General features: G+C 55.1%; 21 protein-coding genes and 1 other RNA gene. 10 read left to right on the top strand and 12 right to left on the bottom strand.

The window, feature by feature from the left end; genetic code table 11:
* Positions 1–116 precede the first annotated feature (116 nt).
* Positions 117–584: a YlaC family protein gene (locus tag L6R44_RS22630; protein ID WP_032638540.1), complete on the top strand. Its 468-nt coding sequence runs from the start codon at positions 117–119 to the stop codon at positions 582–584.
* On the opposite strand, the gene pdxR is transcribed toward L6R44_RS22630, so the two are convergent.
* A complete protein-coding gene (pdxR, locus tag L6R44_RS22625) occupies positions 556–2,016 on the bottom strand; it encodes a MocR-like pyridoxine biosynthesis transcription factor PdxR (RefSeq protein WP_237425483.1) in 1,461 nt (486 codons plus the stop codon). The genes L6R44_RS22630 and pdxR overlap by 29 nt on opposite strands.
* 101 nt (positions 2,017–2,117) lie before the next feature.
* On the opposite strand from pdxR, the gene L6R44_RS22620 reads away from it, so the two are divergent.
* Entirely contained in the window at positions 2,118–2,828 is a 711-nt protein-coding gene (locus tag L6R44_RS22620; protein WP_237425482.1) for a GNAT family N-acetyltransferase, read from the top strand.
* Here the strand turns inward: L6R44_RS22620 and ykgO are convergent.
* Both ykgO and L6R44_RS22610 read right to left on the bottom strand, forming a co-directional pair.
* Positions 2,825–2,965 carry a type B 50S ribosomal protein L36 gene (gene ykgO / locus L6R44_RS22615; RefSeq protein ID WP_072011136.1) on the bottom strand — a complete coding sequence of 47 codons (141 nt, stop codon included), beginning with the start codon at positions 2,963–2,965 and terminating at the stop codon, positions 2,825–2,827. The genes L6R44_RS22620 and ykgO overlap by 4 nt on opposite strands.
* A gap of 2 nt (positions 2,966–2,967) precedes the next feature.
* On the bottom strand, positions 2,968–3,228 hold the full coding sequence (locus tag L6R44_RS22610; RefSeq protein ID WP_010428154.1) for a type B 50S ribosomal protein L31: 261 nt from the start codon (positions 3,226–3,228) through the stop codon (positions 2,968–2,970).
* A 219-nt stretch (positions 3,229–3,447) separates the two neighbouring features.
* Here L6R44_RS22610 and L6R44_RS22605 point away from each other — a divergent pair, with 219 nt between their 5' ends.
* The gene (locus tag L6R44_RS22605) at positions 3,448–5,013 is read left to right on the top strand and encodes an EAL domain-containing protein (RefSeq protein ID WP_237425481.1); all 1,566 of its coding nucleotides are present in this window, start codon (positions 3,448–3,450) and stop codon (positions 5,011–5,013) included.
* On the opposite strand, the gene L6R44_RS22600 is transcribed toward L6R44_RS22605, so the two are convergent.
* Positions 5,006–5,278 carry a metal/formaldehyde-sensitive transcriptional repressor gene (locus tag L6R44_RS22600; protein ID WP_020885193.1) on the bottom strand — a complete coding sequence of 91 codons (273 nt, stop codon included), beginning with the start codon at positions 5,276–5,278 and terminating at the stop codon, positions 5,006–5,008. The two genes, L6R44_RS22605 and L6R44_RS22600, sit on opposite strands and share 8 nt — an antisense overlap.
* 133 nt (positions 5,279–5,411) lie before the next feature.
* Here L6R44_RS22600 and L6R44_RS22595 point away from each other — a divergent pair, with 133 nt between their 5' ends.
* The gene (locus L6R44_RS22595) at positions 5,412–6,251 is read left to right on the top strand and encodes a nickel/cobalt efflux protein RcnA (protein ID WP_237425480.1); all 840 of its coding nucleotides are present in this window, start codon (positions 5,412–5,414) and stop codon (positions 6,249–6,251) included.
* A gap of 38 nt (positions 6,252–6,289) precedes the next feature.
* Here L6R44_RS22595 and L6R44_RS22590 read toward each other — a convergent pair whose 3' ends face one another.
* The 3 genes from L6R44_RS22590 to yczE all read right to left on the bottom strand — a co-directional run bounded on the left by L6R44_RS22590 (position 6,290) and on the right by yczE (position 11,242).
* Complete coding sequence (locus L6R44_RS22590; protein ID WP_237425479.1) at positions 6,290–9,379, bottom strand: beta-galactosidase; 3,090 nt, start codon at positions 9,377–9,379, stop codon at positions 6,290–6,292.
* A 104-nt stretch (positions 9,380–9,483) separates the two neighbouring features.
* The gene (locus tag L6R44_RS22585) at positions 9,484–10,554 is read right to left on the bottom strand and encodes a LacI family DNA-binding transcriptional regulator (protein ID WP_237425478.1); all 1,071 of its coding nucleotides are present in this window, start codon (positions 10,552–10,554) and stop codon (positions 9,484–9,486) included.
* 76 nt (positions 10,555–10,630) lie between these two features.
* Entirely contained in the window at positions 10,631–11,242 is a 612-nt protein-coding gene (gene yczE, locus L6R44_RS22580; RefSeq protein WP_237425477.1) for a membrane protein YczE, read from the bottom strand.
* Positions 11,243–11,328: 86 nt separating this feature from the next.
* Here yczE and yczR point away from each other — a divergent pair, with 86 nt between their 5' ends.
* Entirely contained in the window at positions 11,329–12,750 is a 1,422-nt protein-coding gene (yczR, locus tag L6R44_RS22575; RefSeq protein WP_237425476.1) for a MocR-like transcription factor YczR, read from the top strand.
* Between the two features lie 84 nt (positions 12,751–12,834).
* On the opposite strand, the gene L6R44_RS22570 is transcribed toward yczR, so the two are convergent.
* The 3 genes from L6R44_RS22570 to L6R44_RS22560 all read right to left on the bottom strand — a co-directional run bounded on the left by L6R44_RS22570 (position 12,835) and on the right by L6R44_RS22560 (position 14,705).
* Positions 12,835–13,050 carry a hypothetical protein gene (locus tag L6R44_RS22570; RefSeq protein ID WP_008503298.1) on the bottom strand — a complete coding sequence of 72 codons (216 nt, stop codon included), beginning with the start codon at positions 13,048–13,050 and terminating at the stop codon, positions 12,835–12,837.
* The gene (locus L6R44_RS22565) at positions 13,047–13,298 is read right to left on the bottom strand and encodes a hypothetical protein (RefSeq protein WP_032638522.1); all 252 of its coding nucleotides are present in this window, start codon (positions 13,296–13,298) and stop codon (positions 13,047–13,049) included. Before L6R44_RS22565 ends, L6R44_RS22570 begins: the two co-directional genes overlap by 4 nt.
* Before the next feature lie 675 nt (positions 13,299–13,973).
* Positions 13,974–14,705: a major capsid protein gene (locus L6R44_RS22560; RefSeq protein WP_237425493.1), complete on the bottom strand. Its 732-nt coding sequence runs from the start codon at positions 14,703–14,705 to the stop codon at positions 13,974–13,976.
* Positions 14,706–15,770: 1,065 nt separating this feature from the next.
* Between L6R44_RS22560 and L6R44_RS22555 the strand changes: the two genes are divergently transcribed.
* The 3 genes from L6R44_RS22555 (at position 15,771) to L6R44_RS25075 (ending at position 18,841) form a co-directional block, all read left to right on the top strand.
* Positions 15,771–17,924, top strand: coding sequence for a glycoside hydrolase family 73 protein (locus L6R44_RS22555; protein WP_237425475.1), 2,154 nt, complete (start codon positions 15,771–15,773; stop codon positions 17,922–17,924).
* On the top strand, positions 17,899–18,549 hold the full coding sequence (locus tag L6R44_RS22550) for a hypothetical protein (protein WP_237425474.1): 651 nt from the start codon (positions 17,899–17,901) through the stop codon (positions 18,547–18,549). The genes L6R44_RS22555 and L6R44_RS22550 overlap by 26 nt, the downstream gene beginning before the upstream one ends.
* 82 nt (positions 18,550–18,631) lie before the next feature.
* A complete protein-coding gene (locus L6R44_RS25075; protein ID WP_442876518.1) occupies positions 18,632–18,841 on the top strand; it encodes a DUF4087 domain-containing protein in 210 nt (69 codons plus the stop codon).
* 582 nt (positions 18,842–19,423) lie between these two features.
* Here L6R44_RS25075 and ffs read toward each other — a convergent pair.
* Positions 19,424–19,520: signal recognition particle sRNA small type (ffs, locus tag L6R44_RS22545), an RNA gene on the bottom strand.
* 169 nt (positions 19,521–19,689) lie between these two features.
* Between ffs and L6R44_RS22540 the strand changes: the two genes are divergently transcribed.
* Positions 19,690–20,001 (top strand): MGMT family protein, encoded by a 312-nt coding sequence (locus tag L6R44_RS22540; RefSeq protein WP_032638518.1) that lies wholly within the window; start codon positions 19,690–19,692, stop codon positions 19,999–20,001.
* A 34-nt stretch (positions 20,002–20,035) separates the two neighbouring features.
* Here the strand turns inward: L6R44_RS22540 and L6R44_RS22535 are convergent, their stop codons facing one another.
* Positions 20,036–20,563 carry a YbaY family lipoprotein gene (locus L6R44_RS22535; RefSeq protein WP_237425473.1) on the bottom strand — a complete coding sequence of 176 codons (528 nt, stop codon included), beginning with the start codon at positions 20,561–20,563 and terminating at the stop codon, positions 20,036–20,038.
* A gap of 203 nt (positions 20,564–20,766) precedes the next feature.
* On the opposite strand from L6R44_RS22535, the gene tesB reads away from it, so the two are divergent.
* Positions 20,767–21,627 carry an acyl-CoA thioesterase II gene (gene tesB / locus L6R44_RS22530; RefSeq protein ID WP_237425472.1) on the top strand — a complete coding sequence of 287 codons (861 nt, stop codon included), beginning with the start codon at positions 20,767–20,769 and terminating at the stop codon, positions 21,625–21,627.
* The last annotated feature ends 80 nt before the right edge of the window (positions 21,628–21,707 follow it).

The following is a 21,707-nucleotide window of genomic DNA, read 5'->3' as shown; positions in this document are numbered from 1 at the left end:
GTCCCGGGGAGTCAACTGTTATGGTCTTTTAGCGCCAGACTGTTACTTTTTTCAGCCTGATGGCTCCCCTAAAATTGGCAGACACCCTGTATTGTCAACTCTCATGAAGGCAAAAAATGACCGAGATACAGCGCCTGCTTACCGCCACCATCGACGATCTTAACCTCCGCGAAAAGCGCGACAATCGCCCGCGCTTCAGCATTAGCTTTATCCGCAAACATCCTGGACTGTTTGTCGCCATGTATGCCGCCTGGCTGGCGACGCTGATTGTGATGCTCAAGTCTGAAACGCTGGTGGACTCCGTCTGGCTGCTGGTTGTCCTGTTTGTCGTCTTTAACGCCTTTTTCTTTTTTGACGTGAATCCGCGCTACCGTTACGAAGATATCGACGTCCTCGATTTCCGGGTCTGCTATAACGGCGAATGGTATAACACGCGCTACGTTCCAGCGGAGCTGATCGACAGCATCATGCACTCTCCGGCCGTTGAAACCGTGCAAAAAGAGAAGCTGCAGAAAATGGTCTCTACCAAAGGTCAGCTCTCCTTCTATGACGTCTTTACCCTTTCCCGCCCCGCTGCTGCGTAATTAACGCCTGCAGGCGTCGGATCCCCGGCGCAAACTGAGAAGCAGAGGTATTGCCGTAACCTAAAACCAGACCGGTTTGCCCCTGCTTCGCCTCCAGGTAATACCCGCTCAGTGCCGCAGGCGCCAGCTGAAACGCCCTTGCCTGCTCCACCAGCCTCCGATCGTCAATACCGTCTATGGCCAGCGTCAGGTGCATCCCGCCTTCCCCGGCCAGAATACGGTGCGGGGAATGAAGCTCTGCGGCCAGCGCTTCCCGCAGCTGGCGGTAGCGTTTACGGTAAAGCCGACGCATGGCGGCAAGATGGCGGGCATAGTGACCCTCCTCGATGAACAGCGCCAGCGTACGCTGTTCCGCACGATGGCCGCCGCGCAGCAGCGAGCCGATGGCCGGGCGAGCCGCTTTCGCCAGCGCTGGCGGCAATACCATGAACCCCATTCTAAGCGACGGGAATAGCGTTTTGCTAAACGTCCCCAGATACACAACGGGCGCATTGTTGACCATTCCCAGCATTGCCGGTACGGGCTCACCGGCATAGCGGAATTCGCTGTCGTAATCGTCTTCAACGATCCACGCGTTGTGCTGCCGGGCCAGCTCCAGCAGCGCCAGCCGCCGTCGGGCACTGAGCACGCTTCCGTAGGGAAACTGGTGTGAAGGTGAGGTAAAAATTAACGTGGGAGACGGTGCATTCAGCCCCTCCCAGCGCATCCCCTCGTCATCAATCGGGATCCCCGTCATGCTCAGGCCGGTTTTAACAAACGCACTCTTCGCCCCGCTATAGCCGGGGTTTTCTACCCAGGCAACGTCCCCCGGCTCGCTCAGCAGCAGGGTGCAGAGATTAACGCCCTCAAGCGCCCCTTCCGTGATGACAATCTGGCTGGCGTCGCAGCCGATACCGCGTGACAGTGCAAGATGCCGGGCAATCGCGGCCCGCAGCGACGGTTCTCCGGCCGGGTCGCCATACCCCAGCAGGGCACTCCCCTCCTCGCGCAGGACACGATCGTACAATCGCCGCCACAGCGGCAGGGGGAAATAGTTTATGGCAGGTGTTCCCGGCGTGAACGCCATCACCGGCGTGTCGCGCGGCACAGCCGCGGGCAGCAGGGTGACACGTTTTGTCAGCCTGACGTCAGGATCCGGCAACGTCCGGGAAACCGTACGATGAGCGAATTGCCCCACCCGTGTCCCCTGACGGTTACGCAGCAAATAGCCTTCGAGCGTGAGCTGGTCCAGCGCCGCATTGACCGTGTTTCGGGAAACCGAGATCTGCTGCGCCAGCGTTCGCGAACCGGGCAGCTGGCTCCCGGACCGAAGCCTGCCGCAGAGTATCGCCTCCCGCAAAGCATGATAGAGCGCGCGCTGGAGCGTCTCTTGCCCACGCTTTTTTAGCGCAGCATGGAGCAAAGCGTAAAGCTCATCACCCGGTATGTTCATCTCTCCTCCTTGTGGTACCAGAAAAACATAGCCTGGTGGTTCTTTTTAGGGAACCAGCAATTCACTAATCTGGAGATCTTTTCAACGTCATGGAAATAAAGATGAATACATTCAATGAGTTTGGACAGCCTGTCGGTATCCCCTTAAACGACTGGCAACCGCGCCCGCATCCGTCCCGTGTGGTCCTCGAAGGCCGCTATTGTCGGCTTGAGCCACTGCGCGCGGCGCATGCCCACGCGCTGTTCTCTGCGTATTCCCTGGCCGAAGATACGCGCAGCTGGACGTGGCTGCTGCGAGAACCCGATGCCACCGCAGAGGCGTTTGCAGAATGGGTAGCGAGCGTAGGCGACCTGTCTGACCCGATGCACTTTGCCGTGATTGATAATCAGACCCGGGCGCCGGTCGGAACGCTGGCTCTGATGCGGATCGATCCTAAAAACGGGGTCGTGGAAGTGGGGCACGTTCACTTCTCTCCTCTCTTAAGCCGCACGCCAATGTCGACGGAAGCGCAATACCTGCTGATGCGGTATGTGTTCGATACCCTGGGGTACCGGCGCTATGAGTGGAAGTGCAACAGCCTGAACGAACCTTCCCGTAAAGCAGCGCTGCGGCTGGGCTTTCAGTTTGAGGGGCGCTTTCGCCAGGCGCTGGTCATAAAAGGCCACAACCGGGATACCGACTGGTTTTCGATTCTCGATAAAGAGTGGCCGGCGCTGGCGAGCGCGTTTGAAAGCTGGCTTGCCATCGACAATTTTACTGCCGATGGCAAACAGAAACGAACCCTGGAAAGCTGGCGAGAAACGCGCGTCTAGCGTCTTTTTTTACGTCCCTGAACCGCCTTAAAGCGCGGATTGGATTTGCAAATCACGTACAGGCGTCCCTTGCGTTTGACTATCTGGCAATCCGGGTGACGCTGTTTTGCACTGCGCAATGAGTTAAGTACCTTCATGATTAACCCCGTTTCGCATTGAGAAAACCGCCAAAACGCTTGCGGAAGCGCGCTGCGCTGCCGTCGGTGGAGAACGTTTTCTGCTTACCGGTATAAAACGGGTGCGATTTTGAAGAAACCTCGATGGTGATGTACGGATAGGTTTCACCGTCGAGTTCAATTTCGCGGTCGGTCTTAATGGTTGAGCCAACCTTGAAGTATTCATTCGCGCTGGTGTCGTGGAAGACCACGGTGCGATAGGCTGGGTGGATATCGGGTTTCATCGTAAATCCTTTGTGTTTTGTTATAACATAACAAAATAATATCCAGGCAAAGTTGAAAAAACAACCCCTCTCGTCTGACGATATTTTCTGGTTTGTCGGAGATAAAATGAAAATCGCGCCCCCCGCATGCTATAACTATATCATTTCGCGGTAAAATCTTTCTCTTCAGGCAGGGAACTCAGCGCCCAGGAACGGGTATACGAGGAAGGACACGACAGCATGAAAACCCTACATCTGGTCAGTCTGGTGACTGGCGTACTTATCTTTTCCGTGCTGGTCCCCATTTGCCTGAGCATCTGGCTGGCCCATCGCCAGGCGGAAGATGATTTTGTCGATGCGCTGGAAAACTACGCCTCGCGCGTGCAGATTCGAACCGATCGGGTCGTGGCTCAGGCAAAAGAAGCGCTCAATCATCTGCAGGGCTTTCAGGGCGCACCGTGCAGCCCGTTGCAGTTAAGGGAGATGCGCCGGGCGGCTTTCTCCTGGCGCTACGTGCAGGAGGTGATCTATATCGATAACCTTCAACCGCTCTGCTCCTCCTTGGAGCAAACCAGCCATGCCAACCCTTTCCCTCCGCCAATGCGCATTACCGAGGACGGCTACAGCGCGTGGTTAACCGCGCAAAACGATCTTGGGTTTCATCGCTACATGACCGTGCTGGGAAAAGGTCATTACCTTGTCATGGTCGATCCGGCCTCGCTGGTCGATGTGATCCCCTTCGGGGATATCGCGGTTGATGCCGCCCTGGTAGGCAGCGCAACGCACCTCATCTTTGCCAGCAGCAATCCCCTCGATCCGCACGTTCGCGACACGATCGGAGGCACGGAAATGACCAGCATAGAGTACAAGGGTTCAATGTACGTCATGAAGCCCATCCCCGAGCTGGGGTTTACCATCGTCGCCTGGGCAGCGCTCAAACCCCTGGCTGAAACCTGGCACCGGCAGCTTCTCTTCTGGTTACCGTTCGGCATGTTGATAAGCCTGCTGGCCGCGCTCTTCGTCCTGCGAATACTGCGCCGTATCCAGTCGCCTCGTAATCGCCTGCTGGACGCCATTAACAGCCGCGATTTTGTGGTTCACTATCAGCCCATCGTGGCGCTCTGTAGCGGTAAAATCGTGGGGGCTGAGGCGCTGGCGCGCTGGCCCCAGCCGGACGGAAGCAGCCTCTCACCGGATATTTTTGTTCCTCTTGCGGAACAAACCGGGCTTATCTCCCAGCTGACGCAGCTCGTCATCGAAAAGGTGTTCGAGGACATGGGCGCCTGGCTGCACCTGCATGCCGATCGGCACATCTCCATCAACCTCGCGCCCGCCGATTTAACCTCCGGCACGCTGCCGCCGCTGCTGAGCCAATTGCTGAATAAGTGGCAGGTCCATCCGAAACAAATTGCCCTTGAGCTCACCGAGCGCGGCTTTGCCGATCCAAAAATCAGCGCACCGGCTATCGCCGCACTCCGCCGTTCGGGGCACCCCGTCTATATTGATGATTTTGGCACGGGCTATTCCAGCCTGAGCTATCTGCAGGATCTCGACGTCGACACGCTCAAGATTGATAAGTCCTTCGTGGATGCGCTGGAGTATAAAAACGTGACGCCGCACATTATTGAAATGGCGAAGTCGCTGAAGCTGGCGATGGTGGCGGAGGGTATTGAAACTGAAGGGCAGCTCGCCTGGCTGCACAGACACGGCGTGCAGTACGGCCAGGGCTGGTACTACAGTAAAGCGCTGCCAAAAACGGAATTTATACTTTGGGCAGAAAATAACCTCGCCACGCACGCTACTTGAGATAGGATTTAATCACCTGAAGCACCACGCCAAGATCGGCTTCACGCTGCGCTTCTTCAGGCTCCTTCACGACATGATCGGTTAAATGCCCTTCGATCACCTGCATCATCATTCCATTGACCGCCCCGCGGATCGCCGCGAGCTGCTGTAATACGTCGGCACATTCGTGATCGCTGTTAAGCATTTTTTCCAGCGCGGCACTCTGCCCCTGAATTTTCTTCAGGCGAGTCAATAACATTTTCTTGTCGCGAACGGTATGTGACATCTCTGCATCCCTTATTTTTAGCTTTTAAAGCATATCACGCTCGACTCCCCCTGAGTATTTTTCTACTGGGGGGTAGTATATTGCTACTGGGGGGGAGTAGTATCTCCGCACGTTTTTCACTCCGGAATTTCCCATGACCGATTTTGCTTCACTCCTTCAGCAGGGCAATGCCTGGCTGTTTATTCCCAGCGCTATCCTGCTCGGCGCGCTGCATGGCCTGGAGCCGGGCCACTCAAAAACCATGATGGCCGCCTTTATTGTGGCGATCCGCGGCACGCTGAAACAGGCGGTGCTGCTCGGGCTGGCGGCAACGCTCTCCCATACTGCGGTGGTCTGGCTCGTTGCGATGGCGGGATTGTGGTTTGGTCGAGGCTGGGATGCGCATACGTCCGAACCCTGGTTCCAGCTGATCTCCGGCGTACTGATCGTGGCGATCGCCCTGTGGATGGCGTGGCGAGCCTGGAAAGAGAGCCAGCCGCACGATCATCATCATCACGCCCATGATCACCACCATGACCATGACCATGACCATGACCATGACCACCATCATGATCATCATCATCACCACGAGCACACGCTGATTGCAGAAGAGTGGCAGGACGCCCACCAGCGCGCTCACGCGCAGGATATTAACCGGCGCTTCAGCGGTCAAAACGTCACTACCGGACAGATCGTGATGTTTGGCCTGACCGGCGGGCTTATCCCCTGCCCGGCCTCCATCACCGTTCTGCTCATCTGCCTGCAGCTGAAGCACTTTGCCCTCGGCGCGACGCTGGTGTTCAGCTTCAGTATTGGCCTGGCGTTGACCCTGGTCGCTTCCGGCGCGATTGCCGCCTTAAGCCTCAAACACGCGACAAAACGCTGGCCCGGGTTTAGCGAGTTCTCCCGCAAAGCCCCCTGGATCTCTGCCGCGCTGATTACCGTGGTAGGGATTTACATGAGCCTGCACGGCCTGAGCGGCATTCTGGCATAAGACTGCGGCCACGCCCGGTGGCCGCCTCTCCCGGTCAGTTAAAGGTTCTGCTGCCAGCTGAAGGCATAGCGAAGCTGGCGCGTCTGCAGGATGAATTCCGGCGAAACGCTGGGGCTCCAGGAGTCGTCGCCGCCCACGCCCATATGGAAGGCGTCGAGGTTGAGCCAACATCCCGGCTCTTCGCGCAGCAGATGATGATGGGTGGTCTCTCGTAGCTGCCGCTGGCTATAGCGGCTGACCGAGAAATGGAAATCGCCGCTCATCTGGTGGTTTCCCAGTACCAGTTTGCGGGTATCGCAGCGCAAGCCGTTTTCCGTCGGGAAAATATACGGCGTGTGCATGGCCTCGAGAGGCAGCGTCCAGCGCCCCTGCTGCGCCGCGAGCTTTCTGTCCGGGTAGTTTTCATGCGGCCCCAGCCCCAGCCAGGAAACGGCTTCAGGCGTTTCGGCGAGATGAACGCTCAGGCCAATCCGCGCCGGTTCAGGGATATCAGACGCCACATCGACCTGAATATCGCCATGCAGTATGCCCTGCTCGTCCACCCGCCAGGTTTTACGGCTCAGGAACAGCGCTTTACCCTGGTACTCCCAGACATGCAGGGTGTTGACCACCACCTCGCGAGCAAGCTGCTCTGCATCGCAAGACAGTACGCGGGAGGTGAGATCGTACATGCCCGCCGCTTTCCAGCGTTCAACCCACGCGTTCGGATCGATTTTCGTCGCTTCGCTCACGCCGATGTCATTATCCAGCGGCGCGCGGCTGAAGCTATCCGTCAGCGGTGAAATCAGCAGTTCCACGCCATCTCGCCACCACTGGCTCAGGCTTGCGGAGGCGCGATCGAACCGCCAGCGCTGTTGACGATGGGCGATCTCCAGGATGCGATCGTTTTGCGTTAACACCGGAGGCTCGCCCGCCTGGGCTGGCGGAGCAATAAAGAGAGGAGCCGGAAGCTCCCACTGCTCCCACGCGCAGCGATGGTCTGCCGGTGACCACGGCGTTGCCCGCGGCTGGCGCACTTCAACGTTCAGCCAGGCTTCACCCGGTCCGGCGTTCAGCTCCGGCAGGGGGATCTCCAGACGCTGAGTGCCTTCAGGCGCCATCGCCAGCGTTACCTCGCCCGAAGCCAGCACCTCCCCGTCGCGGGCAACCGTCCAGCTCAGCACCTCGTTATCGGTGTGGCGGAACAGGTAGCCGCTTTGCACCTCTATCACCAGCGGAGTCGCGCTGACCCGCGTAAAGGTGAAGAACTGCTGGGCGCGCTGCGCCTCGTAAAGCGCCGGGTGCGGCGTGCGGTCGGGGAACACCAGGCCATTGAGGCAGAACTGCCGATCGTTCGGCTTATCGCCAAAATCGCCGCCGTATGCCCAGAACGGATTGCCCGCTTCATCTTGCTTCGTCAGGGCCTGATCGACCCAGTCCCAGACGAACCCACCCTGCAGGCGAGGATGGCTGCGAAACGCCTGCCAGTATTTCGCAAACCCGCCGAAGCTGTTACCCATCGCGTGGGCGTATTCACATAGGATCAGCGGACGCGTTTCGTCCGGCATGCCGATCCATTTCTTGATTGACCATTTAGGCACTGCCGGGAAGGGCTGATCCCAGTCGACCCGGGCGTACATCGGGCAGACAATGTCGGTCGCTGCCGTGTTCGCGCCGCCGCCTTCATACTGCACCGGGCGCGTCGGATCGGTGGTTTTCAGCCAGCGGTACAGCGCATCGTGATTCGCGCCGTGGCCAGACTCGTTGCCCAGCGACCAAATAATGATTGAGGGGTGATTACGATCGCGCTGCACCATGCGGGTCACGCGCTCGCTCATCGCGGGCAGCCAGCGCGGATCGTCAGCAAGGCGGCTCATCGGCACCATGCCGTGCGTTTCGATATTGGCTTCGTCAACGACGTACAGCCCGTAGCGATCGCAAAGCCGGTACCACAGCGGATGGTTCGGATAGTGCGAGCAGCGCACGGCGTTGAAGTTGTGCTGCTTCATGATTTCGATATCGCGACGCATGGTCGCTTCGTCCATCACCTGACCGTTTTCAGGATGATGCTCGTGCCGGTTAACCCCGCGGATCAGCAGCGGTTTCCCGTTGAGCTTCAGCAGGCCGTTGCTGATTTCAACGCGGCGGAAGCCAACGTCGCACGCTTCAGCCTCGAGCACCTCTCCCTGCGGATTGAGAAGCGTAATCGTCAGGCGATACAGTTCCGGGGTTTCAGCACTCCACAGCGCGGGGCGCTCGACGGGGATCGCCACCGCTAGCCGCTCGGCCCAGCTGCCGCGTTCGTCCACGATGGCAGAGCCTGGCCGTTGTGTCGCGCTGGCACAGCGTTCACCGTTGCGCCACAGCGTTATCGCCACGTCGCACTCCGCGTAGCCCGCGCCTGCCAGCGCGACCTCCACGTTCAGCACCGCGCGGTCCAGCTCCGCATTTAGATCGGTGACTACATGATAATCCGCAATGTGCGTCTCCGGCTTATGCAGCAGGGAGACATCGCGGAAGATGCCGCTCATGCGCCACATGTCCTGATCTTCCAGATAGCTGCCGTCGCACCAGCGCAATACCATGACCGCCAGGCGGTTCTGCCCGGGGCGTAACGCCGTCGAGAGGTCAAATTCGGCGGGTAGCCGGCTGTCCTGGGAATAGCCTATCCACTCTCCGTTGCACCACAGATGGAACGCCGAGTTCACGCCGTCAAAGATAATTCGGGTCTGCCCGCTCTGAAGCCAGACCTCATCCACCTCAAATGTGAGCGAGTAACAACCGGTCGGGTTTTCCTGCGGCACAAAAGGCGGGTTAACGGGGATAGGATAGGTCACATTGGTATAGACAGGCGTGTCGAACCCCTGCATCTGCCAGTTAGACGGCACGGGCATCGCGACGGCATCTGCACAATCTTCGCTTACCCACGCCTGAGGAACCTGCTCGGGCGCGGTAAAGTAGCTAAACCGCCACTGCCCGTTGAGAGAGTGCCGGCTAAGGGATCCAGTATCCTCCCTGGCAGCAGATTCACTGCGCCAGCCGTGTAGCGGCGCGTGTGCGGGAAGACGGTTCCACTGGGTGACGCCGGGGTTTTCCCAGTCCCGACGGGTCAGGAGGGCGCTGAGGGTCAGCGTGGGGATGTTAAACATATCAACCTCTTTGCGAAGCGCTCACAATTTTTGGTTAACATGCCCTGGCACACTGCGGCGGTAAAGCGTTCCATCGCAGGGTAGCGAGTCAGATCACAAAAGTCTTATTTTCGGGCAAGCTGCTCGGCGAGCAGCGCCAGGCTTCTGAGCTGCAGCGCCAGCTCCTCGCGTTCGGCCTGCTGCGGCGTGCGTTGCGCGCTGGAATGACGGGTAACCAGCGTCACCGGCAGCTGAATCTGCCAGCACGCCTCGTCCCCGGTGGGAGCCAGCAGCCACTCGACGCTGCGTTCACCCGCCTCGCGAAACGCCTGGCGAACGGTCGTCAGCGGCGGAGAAAACCAGGCGCTGTCGGCCGTATCATCGAACCCAACCACCGATATCTGGCCCGGAATCGCTACCCCTTTTTCCGCGCAGGCGCGCATCACCCCGAGCGCCATTTGATCGTTCGCCACCAGAATCGCGTCCGGTAACGTCGCCGCAGACAACAGCAAATGTCCCTTCTCATAACCGCTGGCCGCGCTCCAGTCACCGCAGGCCACCGCAGCGGCCTCATGCCCCGCGCGTCCCAGAGCGGCTTTCCATCCCGCCAGGCGCGCCCGGGCAGAGACCGAGCTTTCCGGCCCGCTCAGCAGGGCAATGCGCTGATGCCCCAGCGAAAGCAGATGCTCCACGCCCAGACGCGCCCCCTGCTCCGCGTTAAACACGAGGCTGTTTACCTGCGCTGAGGGCGATACATCGAGAAAGAGCACCGGAACCGGCGATGCCAGCGCCCTGAGCGCTTCGGCATGGGGATCGTCAAGCGGCACATTCACCAGCAGCGCGTCCACCCGCTGTGCCAGCAGCGCCTGAAGCGCGGCCTGACACTGCTGGGGCTGTTCCACCATGGAGATAAGGACGCTCGCCCCCCGTTCCGCCGCACGGGATTTTACCGCCGACACGATTTGCGAAGGCGCGTGCAGGGCCAGGTCAGTCGTGATGAAACCCAGCGTGCGGGTGCGTTTACCCGCCAGCTGCTGTGCCCGAAGGTTAGGCACGTAGTGCAGCTCCGCCATCGCCTGCTGCACCTTTTCTCGCGTGCGGGCAGAGACATGCTCCGCGTCGTTAATGACGCGGGAAACGGTCTGGTAAGAGACCCCCGCAAGGAGGGCGACATCATAAAGGGTGATAGCTTTCATGCATTCTGGCATCGCGTTTATCGTGCCCTTATTCTGGCACAGCGACGCCGCTAAAGCATGTGAGCGCTTCGCAAAATTAAACAACCCGCTCCGGCCGGGCGATTTCAGCAATGCGCGGCTTCTGGCGGAACCAGGGCAGGCAGAGCTGGATAAGCGGGCCAATGGTCAGGGCATACAGGACGGTACCCACCCCAAAGGAGCCGCCAAGCACGCACCCAATCAGCAGGACGGTCACTTCAATTGAGGTGCGCACGCTGCGAATGGACCAACCCAGACGGGCATGAATGCCGGTCATCAGGCCGTCGCGCGGGCCAGGCCCGAAACCGGCGCCGATGTACATACTGGTCGCAATCGCGTTCATCACGATGCCCGACACCAGGAAAGCAATTCGAACGGGTAATGAATCCAGTTCCGGTATAAGCGCCATGCTGGCGTCCGCCGCCAGACCGATGCAAATCACGTTGCTGATCGTGCCCAGACCCGGCATCTGACGCAGGGGGATCCACAGCAGCAGTACCGCTGCGCCGGTCAAAATGATCACCGTCCCGATCGTCATCCCCAGCTGTATCCCCACCCCAAGGTGGAAAACATCCCAGGGATCGACACCCAAATCGGAACGAATGAACATTGCGGTGGAAAGGCCATACAGTCCTAAACCGACATAGAGTTGTAGCAGACGACGTACCATTTTTTTCTTCTCCCGTGAACCAGGCTTTCATCCTGGCCTAAAATGGCACTATGATTAATGTCCAGTTTTTAAATAGTGGACTGCATATGTCATCACGTCGCTTCGGCAGCCAGTCTCTGGTACGCCTTTTAGGGCACTGGCAGCAAACCTCATCCCGCACCCCGCTCTGGCGACAGCTGGCCGACGCGCTGCGTCTGCTCATTCTTGATGGACGTCTGGCTTTAAATACGCGGCTTCCGGGCGAGCGCGAGCTCGCCACTGCGCTGGGCGTTAGCCGGACCACAGTCAGCAGCGCCCTCGCCCACCTGCGCGAGGAGGGTTACCTGGAAAGCCGCCACGGCAGCGGGTCGCGCGTTATCCTCCCCGATACGCGCGCCGTTCCCACCCTTTCAGCGGCGAGCGCCGCGCTGGATCTCTCCACTGCCGCCCTCCATGCCGGGCCGGAGATCCACCAGGCTTATGCCCATGCGCTGACGGCTATTACCCAGCACCTCTCGCTGACGGGCTACGACCAGCTTGGGCTGCCTGCGCTTCAGGAAGCCATAGCGGCACGCTATACCGAACGGGGTCTTCCCACCCGCGCAGACGAAGTGATGGTGGTCAACGGTGCCGTCAGCGGCTTTGCGCTGGTCCTGCGGATGATGACCGGGCCGGGGGACCGCGTCGTGGTCGATCATCCCACCTATCCGCTGGCGATTGCCGCCATTCAGGGCGCGCAGTGTCGGCCGGTGGGGGTATCGCTGCCGGAAACCGGCTGGGATACGGACGGCTTCGCGGCGACGCTTGCCCAGACGGCACCGCGCCTGGCGTATCTGATGCCTGATTTTCACAACCCCACTGGGCGCTGTATGGATATCGCCACCCGTCAGGCCATCACGGATATTGCCGCCCAAACCCGCACGGCGCTGGTGGTGGATGAAACGATGGTGGATCTCTGGTTTGATGCCCCTCCCCCGCCACCGCTGGCCGCCTTTAACCCGCAGGCTACCGTCATCACCTTAGGCTCTGGCGGCAAAAGCTTCTGGGGCGGGCTGCGTCTCGGCTGGATCCGCGCTTCCTCGCGCACGATCGCCACGCTTGCCCAGACGCGGGATACGCTCGATTTAGGCTCGCCGCTGCTGGAACAGCTGGCGATGGAGTGGCTGATTAACAACAGCGAGACGTTTCTGCCCGCACGCCGGAAGATGCTGGCGGAACGTCGGGATCGATGCGGTGAACTGCTGCGCGAACACTTCCCGGACTGGACATTCCATGAAGCAGAAGGCGGGCTCTCTTACTGGATTGAACTTCCGGGCATGCTGGCGACGCAGCTTGCCGCGCGGGCTGAGATTCTGGGGATCAATCTGGGGACCGGCACGCGGTTTGGTTTATCCGGCGCGTTTGACCGCTATTTGCGGATGCCCTTCTCGCTTGAATCGGCAGAGCTTGAGGAGGCGTTGCTGAGGATCAAACCGTTATGGCTCGCCCTGAATAAAAACGTGCCATCATTGAAACGCAGCGTGATCTAATATTAAAACTTTTGAAGCAGATCATAAAAAAATAAAAACTGCTGACTGTCATGGAGACAGTCAGCAGTTTTCACCCGTCAGGATTTAGTGCTGAGCAGGAATAGGAAAACCTTTTAGTGAAATAACGAAGTTTTCACCGTCTTTCTTTATTTTTGCGCCAGTATCACACCAGTCAGACGCAATACGAAAGAACTCATCGCTTCCGACATTCCAGCCAAGACGAACGTGCTTCACGTAGCCTGAACGCAACAGATCGCAGGCCTCTTTGTAGTCGCTGGCAGTTGACAGTTGTTGTTTCATTTTCTCTTCTTCAGAAGTTTACGTAGAGCTTTGATTTCTTTAGGAGTAAAAGGAGAAACGCTCTCTTCTTCCGTGTGCTGATTATCAATATCCTCTTCCGATACTCCCGCCTCTTCTACTGCTTCGAACGCCAGCAGCAGCAGTTTCTCTGTCGTCACGCTTAAATTCTCGTTATTAAGTTCCGCATAGTGGCGAAGCCTTTCTTTTAGCGCGTCATCAATTTTAACGTTTAATACCGCTGTAGCCATGTTTGTCACTTCCCTTCGGAATAAGTACTTTATTTAATACACGAAGTTAACAATGTTATCCAGATATATATTTTTTTGAGTTATGGAAGAAAATAACCGTCCAATCATAAAATGACAGTCTATTATTACAGGTTTATGACATTAATACTTCAGTGCGATGAAATATATATTACAGAATATAGGCACAATATTATTGCGGGGATAGCGATTCAGGAGAAAGGCGAAGCGGGAGAAACTGATGAGGGCAGAAATGGGTGGGGGCCCTGCCAGCTAAAATTTTTCTAACAAAACCTATGTATTTCAATGCACTAAAAAGCGGTGGGGAAATGATTTTGTATCACCAAAGAGGCTCAGGCAAGCCGTTTTCTCATGCGACAGACACAAAAAAGGCCGGGTTGCCCCAGCCTCAATGTTTCAGTTTGGTCTTTCGCTGCTGTTCATAGTGTGCATAAGCCGACTTCCAGCCGTAATCGTTCACACGCTGTAAAAATGTACTCCGTGGAACATTGTAGTATCTTGCTATGGCTGACAGATTCAACCAGTTGTCGGATCGATTATCAAGGCTCATTGCCAGAAGTGGTAGACCTTTCGAATTGAACAGTTTCATGTGCATGTGTGTTTCTCCTTTCCTTTGCCTCGCCCGGCCGCGGGAGCAATGCGCTCCCACAATTGCCGCTATTTACCATACTCGACCGGAACCAGTGTCATCTTACAAACCTGGTCGGGCCTAAAGTTATAGGCTAACAGGCTGTATTCACTATATAAATTCCGATTACGAAGTTCATCGTAGGCGCGGAAAGCGTACAAATCTTCAATAACACCAGATGCTGAGATTTCCAGATGGCGAGCACATGGACCAACGAAACGACCCATAGGCAAACTCTGCTCAACCGGAGCATTACCAAAGACCGGAACAAGGAAAGCTTCGTTTGACTTAATACCACTAAACGCTGAATCGCTAACCTCAATCAGACGTACAGAACCCAACATAAAGGAACTGAAGCCCGCCAGAACGTCAGACGGGAACAGCACATCGGAAAGCCCATTTGAATAGACGAGTAACTCGCGAATCTGGGGATGACAGCGAACAGCACGATAGACATCAGAGCCGCACAGCAGAAACCAGCCACGGAGATATTGAGTCAAACCACCCATCAATGCTTTTGTAGCACTAATCTGATCGTCAATATCACGCATAGGATCATCACCAACATCCTGATGAAGGTCAGCGGTTCGCTGGTTCAGGGAGAATTCTAACGACCAATCGATTTCTGGCTGCTGAGTCCCCCAAGCGTTAACTTTATTGAAAATCAAAGCCTGCCAATAGGCGTATTCGCGGGAGCGTTCAAACTTGGCACGCATCTGAATAAACTTATTGGCCTCAATCTCATCAAGGGACTGCTCAATAGTGCTGCCCGGCTTACAGTAACCTTTCAGATCGGCTGAAGTTAAGCGATCCGTAAACCCTGCCCCCCCTAAAATAACTCATTAATAGCAGTTATTAATGCTGACTTACTGATCCTACGGGTAGATGGAAGATCCTGATCCAGTCAACGTCCTCTTGTAATGAACATAACGAAGCCAGTAATAGCGCAGCTTGTGTGGATAATGACAGATTCGTCAACCATGTTGTGGCTAAACATAATCACCGATCCGCCCTTCCATACCGAAAAAAAAATTTTCTTCGCAAAACAACTGAAAACCCTCCATTTTGGGCCTGTGGGAACATCCTAGCGGGGCGCTGGGCTTGTGCTGTGGAACTTTACTTGTATAAGGGACGCGCCATGTAGCGCTTCTGGTGAAGTCAGGGAGGGGTAGCAGTGCCTGCTTGCGCTTGTGGTAAATGGTACATAACGGTGACGGCTCACCGGGAAATATCGTCTATCGATGGCTGACCTTCAGCTCGTTGTGGTAATGTCGCTGGAATGGTTTTATGCCTGCTGACAAACAGGGAATTGTACTTTCATCATGTTTGACACGCTGGCAGATTCAAAGCCCTGAAACCTGAAATTGTGTGGTGAACTGGCAAACTCATCCAAAATAATCGAACAAGAGAACTCACCCCGAATCCTCCTGATTGCTTTCCTTTTGTTGGTGAAATCGCAGCTGTATACCCTACTTTACGTCAACGTGCCGAAAGGTATTGCCTGACTAAAACAGTCAAGTACTTATAAAAAAACATTATGTGAAATGGACCAGAAAATGAACAGTAAAACGCCCTATTGTGGCAATGTACTGCATCGGATAGGAATGCCCATCTCTGGGTGAGTCAGCCCCGTGATATTTTCCACAGATCCTAGCAAAATGGTTAGCGGCCTAAGCAGTTGCTTGGCACATGGCCCCAAGAGCCGGGGATTTTTCATATCTACAGCGGCAGTCAGTAACAAATTGATCAAATTAAGGAAGTTTTGGTTACGCCCTGAGCGTTGTATGATGAGCACTGTTTAACCATTTAAAGTACAAGGAATTAGTATGTCACGGCCGAATAATGGTTCTCTGATACCAACTATCCGCTGGCCTGTACCGAAAAATAACCGAGGCGGGGTTTTCAGTAATCTTGACGATCTCCGGACCCATATTCAGGGGGAATCCACAGGCCATTACCTCATTGGCTCTAACGCCATGTGGCACGGTGGCATTCATATCACCGATGAAACCACTCCGTGGTGCGCCCTGAGCGGAAAGTCACCACAGGAGGCTATTGATTACCCCGTTCCCTATAAAGGCGAACAGCCGGTACGCTGCATGGTAGATGGTGAGGTGGTGGCCTACCGGGTAAACCGAGATTACCAGACCCTTGAATGGGAATCTGGTGAACTGGCTTACTCTGCCTCTTTTGTCCTGGTCAGACATAAGGTTCAGCCTGGACAGACCGCCGCCAGCGCCCTGACATTCTATACGGCGTATATTCATCTTGCGCCGTGGTCGGCCTATTCCGATGAAAGCGGGGTGTATAAAGTCGCTGACGGTCAACATCTGCGCGCCTATATTGATGATTCCCTGCAGTGGGTCGCGGCGACACTGCCCCCCGGCACCCATGTGAACTGGAATAAGGCAGACCCTGCCGCCCATATGACCGCCAACGGGCGACAGTACGCGCATGTGTCGCTGGTGGAGGGGAGAAACGATAAAATGACCCTTAAGGCCAGGGATATGCTCTGGACCGTGTGCGATAAAGGTAATCTGTTGCCGGACAGCGGCCCGCTACGCCCGGCGTGGTGGGCTAACCTGCTGCCTCCGGCAAAAGAGGTCATGCAGTTTGATAAAGTAGTCTGCCCGACCCCTTACCCGATTAAGGCTGGGGATGCCGTGGGCCATATGGGGTATTTTCAGTTACCAAAGGATGGCGGTTATAACAAACGCCACCAGGTGCATATTGAATGTATAAGCACCGATAAGAACTTACCCGCCTTTTTGCAAAACCCGGAGCGTGTCGGCAAAGATAATCCGGTTTACGTAAAGTTCCCGGACGGAACCCCGCTGTGTGCCAAAAACCTGGCCACCAGAGCCATCACGCCTGACGGCAGAAGCACACGTGGCGAGGCCATTATGAAAGTGAAACAGATCAGAACAGAGCAGGACGCAGATAAGACCGAATACTGGTTTCTGTCCTATGCCAACGGCTATGTACCGAAAAGCGATACCTCTGTAGAAATGCTGTCTCAGTACGACCTTGAAAAGCGGGGCTTTGCAACAGCGGTTGATGAACCCCCCGTGAGCTTTGACCATCTGGACGGTAAGACACCGCCAAAGGGCCTTGTCCGCAAGATTTATGATGCGTTGTTTCAGGCTTCCAGTAAGGACACGAGGATAACCCACCGTGCTGTGCCGCATAATTACCAGCGGTTACTGTACCGGATAGATGGCAATATCAGCCCTTACTCATCGCAAGAATATCTGAGCGCCATTCATAACCCGTCTTACCGGGATGTGAAAGATAAGATGATTGTTAAGCACCCCAGCGAGTGGTATTTCAGCCCGAGTGACCCTATCTGGCAAACATTTTTGCAGTCGTTAAAACAGGACGCGCCTGAATGGTATGATTATTCGGTGAGTTATCTGGAAGGCATGCGCTGGATGAACCAAGTGCCGGAGATGACAGAAACCCTGTGGCATATGCACCCACTGGTATTTCTCGATGCGATAAAAATTAAGTCACGGAAAAATGTAAACAGACCTCAAAATGTCCAAGAATTTCTTGACATGTCTTCAAATTCAGCAGAGCTTGCCGCAGCTAAATGGGGTGTTCCAGCGTCAGTGCTACTCGCACAATCAGCTTTGGAATCCGGCTGGGGGAAACATGTCAAAAATAATGCATACTTTGGCATTAAAGGTAAGTCACCTAGCGGGAACAGTACGTCATTTGGGACAACTGAAGTAATCAACGGTAAGATAATCCATATTAAAGATACTTTTCGCGCATACGCAGATTACGCTGAGTCGGCTGATGATTACGGTCGTTTTTTGAACGAAAACAAACGATACAAGCCTGCATTCAGTTACACCACTGAGCCAAACCAATTCATCACTGAAATTGCTAAAGCCGGCTATGCAACTGATCCCGATTATGCCCCAAAACTTATCCACCTTATGGAACGGTATGATTTATATGAATTTGATAAATAAGTTTTTTTTATTATTCTCAGTCTGGTTCTGTTTCTCTGCGTTTGGCTCGGAAAACGATGAAATGGTACTCAAGGCATATGATGCTATCCGTGATTACCACCTAACTCCAGTCAAAGGTGAGTGCCTGGCATTTGATATTGATAGTAGTAATGATGCCTATGTTCTAATCCCTGTTCGCGAAAATCATTCAAAGCCAGAATGCGGCGGAGATACAGGGGCATCAGCAAAATTATTTGATCTACGCATAAGCAAATCTGATGGCCTAATTTACACAAACCAAGGCAGCGATCCAGATGATTTTAGGTTATTACCAGCCCAAAATTCAAAATGCAGCGATGCTGATAACATAGCCGCTAAAAAACAGGAAAAAATACCTTCTGACAACTCAGGGTATGTGATTAAAAATACTGGTAGAACTTATTTTTACAGTGCTCCTGATGAAAGCTGTCGGATTAAAGATCTCTTTATCGTACAAGGGGACTTGGTCAACGTTTATGCAGATTACAACGGATTCTCTTCAATCATGTATTTCAAAAAAAATGGTAATCCCATTACTGGCTGGGTTCATTCTGACACTCTCAAGCCCACAAACACGGATGTTGGTCCAAAAAACAGCAATGAGTAATGGCAATGAGAAAATTTTTACCATTGGCCTTACAGATTTTAAGCAGTCATGCTTTTGCCAGTGAGTTGCGGCTGGTATTTCGTTGCAAGGTGGATATTCTGCCCCAGGCATCGAAAAATTAAAGGGTTTCCCGGATGACCAATTTGTTAAAACCAACGGCAACTATGGGTATGGTTGCTCATGTATTCGAGTTGACGTAAATAAAAACGATAAGAAGGTGACACAGATCTACAGTTCTAAAATTCTACCTCTTAGCCGTTGCGAGACAGATAAGACTCTCCCAAAACCGTAATATCGAGCCTGAGCGGAGGAAATTCAGCCTCCGCTTTGCGCTCACATAGTTTTTTGTTCTGTAGAGCCTCCACCAGTTCAACCAGCCGCGAAACATTAACGCCTTTCCCGTATCGGTTATAAGCAATTGTAGCGTTTGATTGCCCGAGTACCTGGGAGGCGAACTGCTCTGGGAAGCCATGTTGCTTAAATGTTGTGGCGGCGTAGTGGCGCAATGAATGATACTCAGGCAAACCATGCTTACCCCGGAACCGTGTAAACCAACGACTGAAATAGTGACCATAGCTGCCCAAGTGCAAACAGAGAACAAATGCCCTTTCCTGTCATTGATGAAATCAAGCAGACCAAGCGCTAACAGCTGAGAATGGATCGGCACAAACCGCCACGAACTTTCCGTTTTTAGCGTCTGATTTGGGTTCAGGTTGTCTACACGGAAGCACCAGATCCCGTGACGGGAAAGCATAAGATGCGACATTGATTAGCGTCCTAAGTGATACATAAAAGTTGTATCACCGCCATTTCAATGCACGAGAACAGAGGGTTACATGATGGATATCATGTACTTAGCATAAATGGGTGGGGGCCCTGCCAGCTACATCCCGGCACACACGTCGTCTGCCCTGGCTGCTTCCTTCCGGACCTGACCTGGTGAACAGAGTAGCGTTGCGGGAGAACCAACAGAGCCCCCATTGAGAGCGTTGATAACCAACGCGCTGGCGCATTATCCCTGTGCGAAGGCCCAATTGCAAGCCGCCCGGAACCGGATGCTGGTTTCTTGCGCAAACCGGCGCAGCAATCAGGGCGATCTTCGTTTACCATAGCTTTCCAGCAACTCCTCAAGGTGAAGGTATGGACGAACACGACTCCTTTCCACAGCGCGTATGGCAAATCGTGGCCTCAATCCCGGAAGGCTATGTGACCACCTATGGCGAGGTCGCGCGTCTGGCCGGTTCTCCGCGCGCGGCGCGACAGGTTGGAGGCGTCCTGAAACGGCTGCCGGAAGGCAGTACGTTGCCCTGGCATCGGGTGGTGAACCGTCATGGCGACATCTCGCTCACCGGACCGGATCTCCAGCGTCAGCGTCAGGCGTTACTCTCAGAGGGGGTACAAGTGTCAGGGTCGGGTCAGATCGATTTGCAAAAGTTTCGCTGGGTGTACTGATCCCCTCTCCAGGAGGAGAGGGGAAAGGCACGTATTACATCTGGGTCGGTGGCGTTGGGAGGGACGGCTGATTGGTCTGCGGTGCGACCGGTACTTCGGTCTGCTGCACAGGGACCAGGTTCAGGTCGATTTTAGTCCCACCGTTGTTAATCGCTTCCTGGACCGTATCGGTGATAAAGACCAGCTTACCGTTGATGGTTACCGCTGCGCTCAGCAGAATACGGGCTTTAGGCTGCACGTCAGACGGGTTATACGGCAACACGAAGCTAAACGGTGCCTGCTTGCCTTCGGTACGAACGGCACGCTGAGCCAGAACCTTCGACGGCGCGTCGGCCAGAGAGGCATCAGACAGCGTCACCGTTAATACCGCATCCGGCGGCAACGCAACTTTTTGCTTAATCCAGATGGTACCTGAAACGTTAGGCTGCTGAATGGATTGCTGCGAAAGGGTATTAATCCCGTTCGGGTCTGCTGCGGGCACTGGCACCTGGGCGCTCTTGCCGGCACAGGCGGACAACGCCACCGCAATCGCCACACCACTTAGCATAGGCACGAGTTTCATTGAAGTCTCCTTATCATCAATGCACCAGCGGGATCGATCCCATCCGATGTCGTTTCAATCACATAACGTATTCAAGTGTGGCACAGATCACCGATTTATGCCTGAAAACGTGCCGATATTCAGATTATTCTACCCATCGGACCACTTTCGTTTCTGCGTTATACTCTGCCTATCTTTCGCTACGGCGCTTATTGAGGACAACTATGAGTCAGGCACTGAACAATCTGCTGACATTACTGAATCTGGAAAAAATCGAGGAAGGACTCTATCGCGGACAGAGCGAAGATTTAGGCTTGCGCCAGGTCTTCGGGGGTCAAGTCGTTGGACAAGCGCTGTACGCGGCAAAGGAGACCGTCCCGGCAGACCGTCTGGTGCATTCGTTCCACAGCTACTTCTTGCGCCCTGGCGATAGCGCAAAACCTATCGTGTATGACGTTGAAGTGCTGCGAGACGGCAACAGCTTCAGCGCGCGCCGCGTCGCGGCCATTCAGAGCGGCAAGCCGATCTTTTACATGACCGCCTCTTTCCAGGCGCCGGAACCGGGCTATGAGCATCAGAAAATCATGCCTCCAGCACCCGCCCCGGACGATCTGAAATCGGAAACGGATATCGCTCGCGCGCTGGCGCATCTGCTGCCGCCGCAGGTCAAAGAGAAGTTTCTCTGCGATAAGCCGCTGGAGATCCGCCCGGTGGAGTTCCACAACCCGATGAAAGGCCACACCGCCGAGCCAAAGCGTCAGGTCTGGATCCGCGCCAACGGCACCGTGCCGGAAGATTTCCGCGTCCATCAGTATCTGCTGGGCTATGCGTCTGACTTTAACTTCCTGCCGGTGGCGCTGCAGCCGCATGGCGTCGGCTTCCTTGAAAAGGGGATGCAGGTCGCGACGATCGATCACTCCATGTGGTTCCACCGCCCCTTCAACATGAACGAGTGGCTGCTCTACAGCGTGGAGAGTACGTCGGCGTCGAGCGCGCGCGGGTTTGTGCGCGGTGAGTTTTATACCCAGGACGGGGTCCTGGTCGCCTCGACGGTGCAGGAAGGGGTGATGCGTAATCGCGGTTAATAACGTGCGGCCTGATGCCCTTGTATGTTTAAAGTCACTTCAGTTACCCGTCAACAGACGGGTAAACTGTCACTGAGTTT

The organism is Enterobacter cloacae complex sp. ECC445 (assembly GCF_021892025.1).
Classification (GTDB): Bacteria; Pseudomonadota; Gammaproteobacteria; order Enterobacterales; family Enterobacteriaceae; genus Enterobacter; species Enterobacter chengduensis.
Note: the sequence above shows the minus strand (reverse complement) of the source record. Positions and strands in the feature narration are given on the sequence as shown.

Bases quoted from the DNA above. Each gene is read 5' to 3' on its own strand.
- yczR (WP_237425476.1), top strand. From the start codon at position 11,329: ATGTCATCACGTCGCTTCGGCAGCCAGTCTCTGGTACGCCTTTTAGGG.
- L6R44_RS22590 (WP_237425479.1), bottom strand. From the start codon at position 9,379: ATGTTTAACATCCCCACGCTGACCCTCAGCGCCCTCCTGACCCGTCGG.
- L6R44_RS22620 (WP_237425482.1), top strand. From the start codon at position 2,118: ATGAATACATTCAATGAGTTTGGACAGCCTGTCGGTATCCCCTTAAAC.
- L6R44_RS22610 (WP_010428154.1), bottom strand. From the start codon at position 3,228: ATGAAACCCGATATCCACCCAGCCTATCGCACCGTGGTCTTCCACGAC.
- L6R44_RS22555 (WP_237425475.1), top strand. From the start codon at position 15,771: ATGTCACGGCCGAATAATGGTTCTCTGATACCAACTATCCGCTGGCCT.
- L6R44_RS22540 (WP_032638518.1), top strand. From the start codon at position 19,690: ATGGACGAACACGACTCCTTTCCACAGCGCGTATGGCAAATCGTGGCC.
- tesB (WP_237425472.1), top strand. From the start codon at position 20,767: ATGAGTCAGGCACTGAACAATCTGCTGACATTACTGAATCTGGAAAAA.
- L6R44_RS22535 (WP_237425473.1), bottom strand. From the start codon at position 20,563: ATGAAACTCGTGCCTATGCTAAGTGGTGTGGCGATTGCGGTGGCGTTG.
- L6R44_RS22585 (WP_237425478.1), bottom strand. From the start codon at position 10,554: ATGAAAGCTATCACCCTTTATGATGTCGCCCTCCTTGCGGGGGTCTCT.
- L6R44_RS22630 (WP_032638540.1), top strand. From the start codon at position 117: ATGACCGAGATACAGCGCCTGCTTACCGCCACCATCGACGATCTTAAC.
- yczE (WP_237425477.1), bottom strand. From the start codon at position 11,242: ATGGTACGTCGTCTGCTACAACTCTATGTCGGTTTAGGACTGTATGGC.
- L6R44_RS22565 (WP_032638522.1), bottom strand. From the start codon at position 13,298: ATGGCTACAGCGGTATTAAACGTTAAAATTGATGACGCGCTAAAAGAA.
- pdxR (WP_237425483.1), bottom strand. From the start codon at position 2,016: ATGAACATACCGGGTGATGAGCTTTACGCTTTGCTCCATGCTGCGCTA.
- L6R44_RS22595 (WP_237425480.1), top strand. From the start codon at position 5,412: ATGACCGATTTTGCTTCACTCCTTCAGCAGGGCAATGCCTGGCTGTTT.
- L6R44_RS22570 (WP_008503298.1), bottom strand. From the start codon at position 13,050: ATGAAACAACAACTGTCAACTGCCAGCGACTACAAAGAGGCCTGCGAT.
- L6R44_RS22600 (WP_020885193.1), bottom strand. From the start codon at position 5,278: ATGTCACATACCGTTCGCGACAAGAAAATGTTATTGACTCGCCTGAAG.
- ykgO (WP_072011136.1), bottom strand. From the start codon at position 2,965: ATGAAGGTACTTAACTCATTGCGCAGTGCAAAACAGCGTCACCCGGAT.
- L6R44_RS22605 (WP_237425481.1), top strand. From the start codon at position 3,448: ATGAAAACCCTACATCTGGTCAGTCTGGTGACTGGCGTACTTATCTTT.
- L6R44_RS22550 (WP_237425474.1), top strand. From the start codon at position 17,899: ATGATTTATATGAATTTGATAAATAAGTTTTTTTTATTATTCTCAGTC.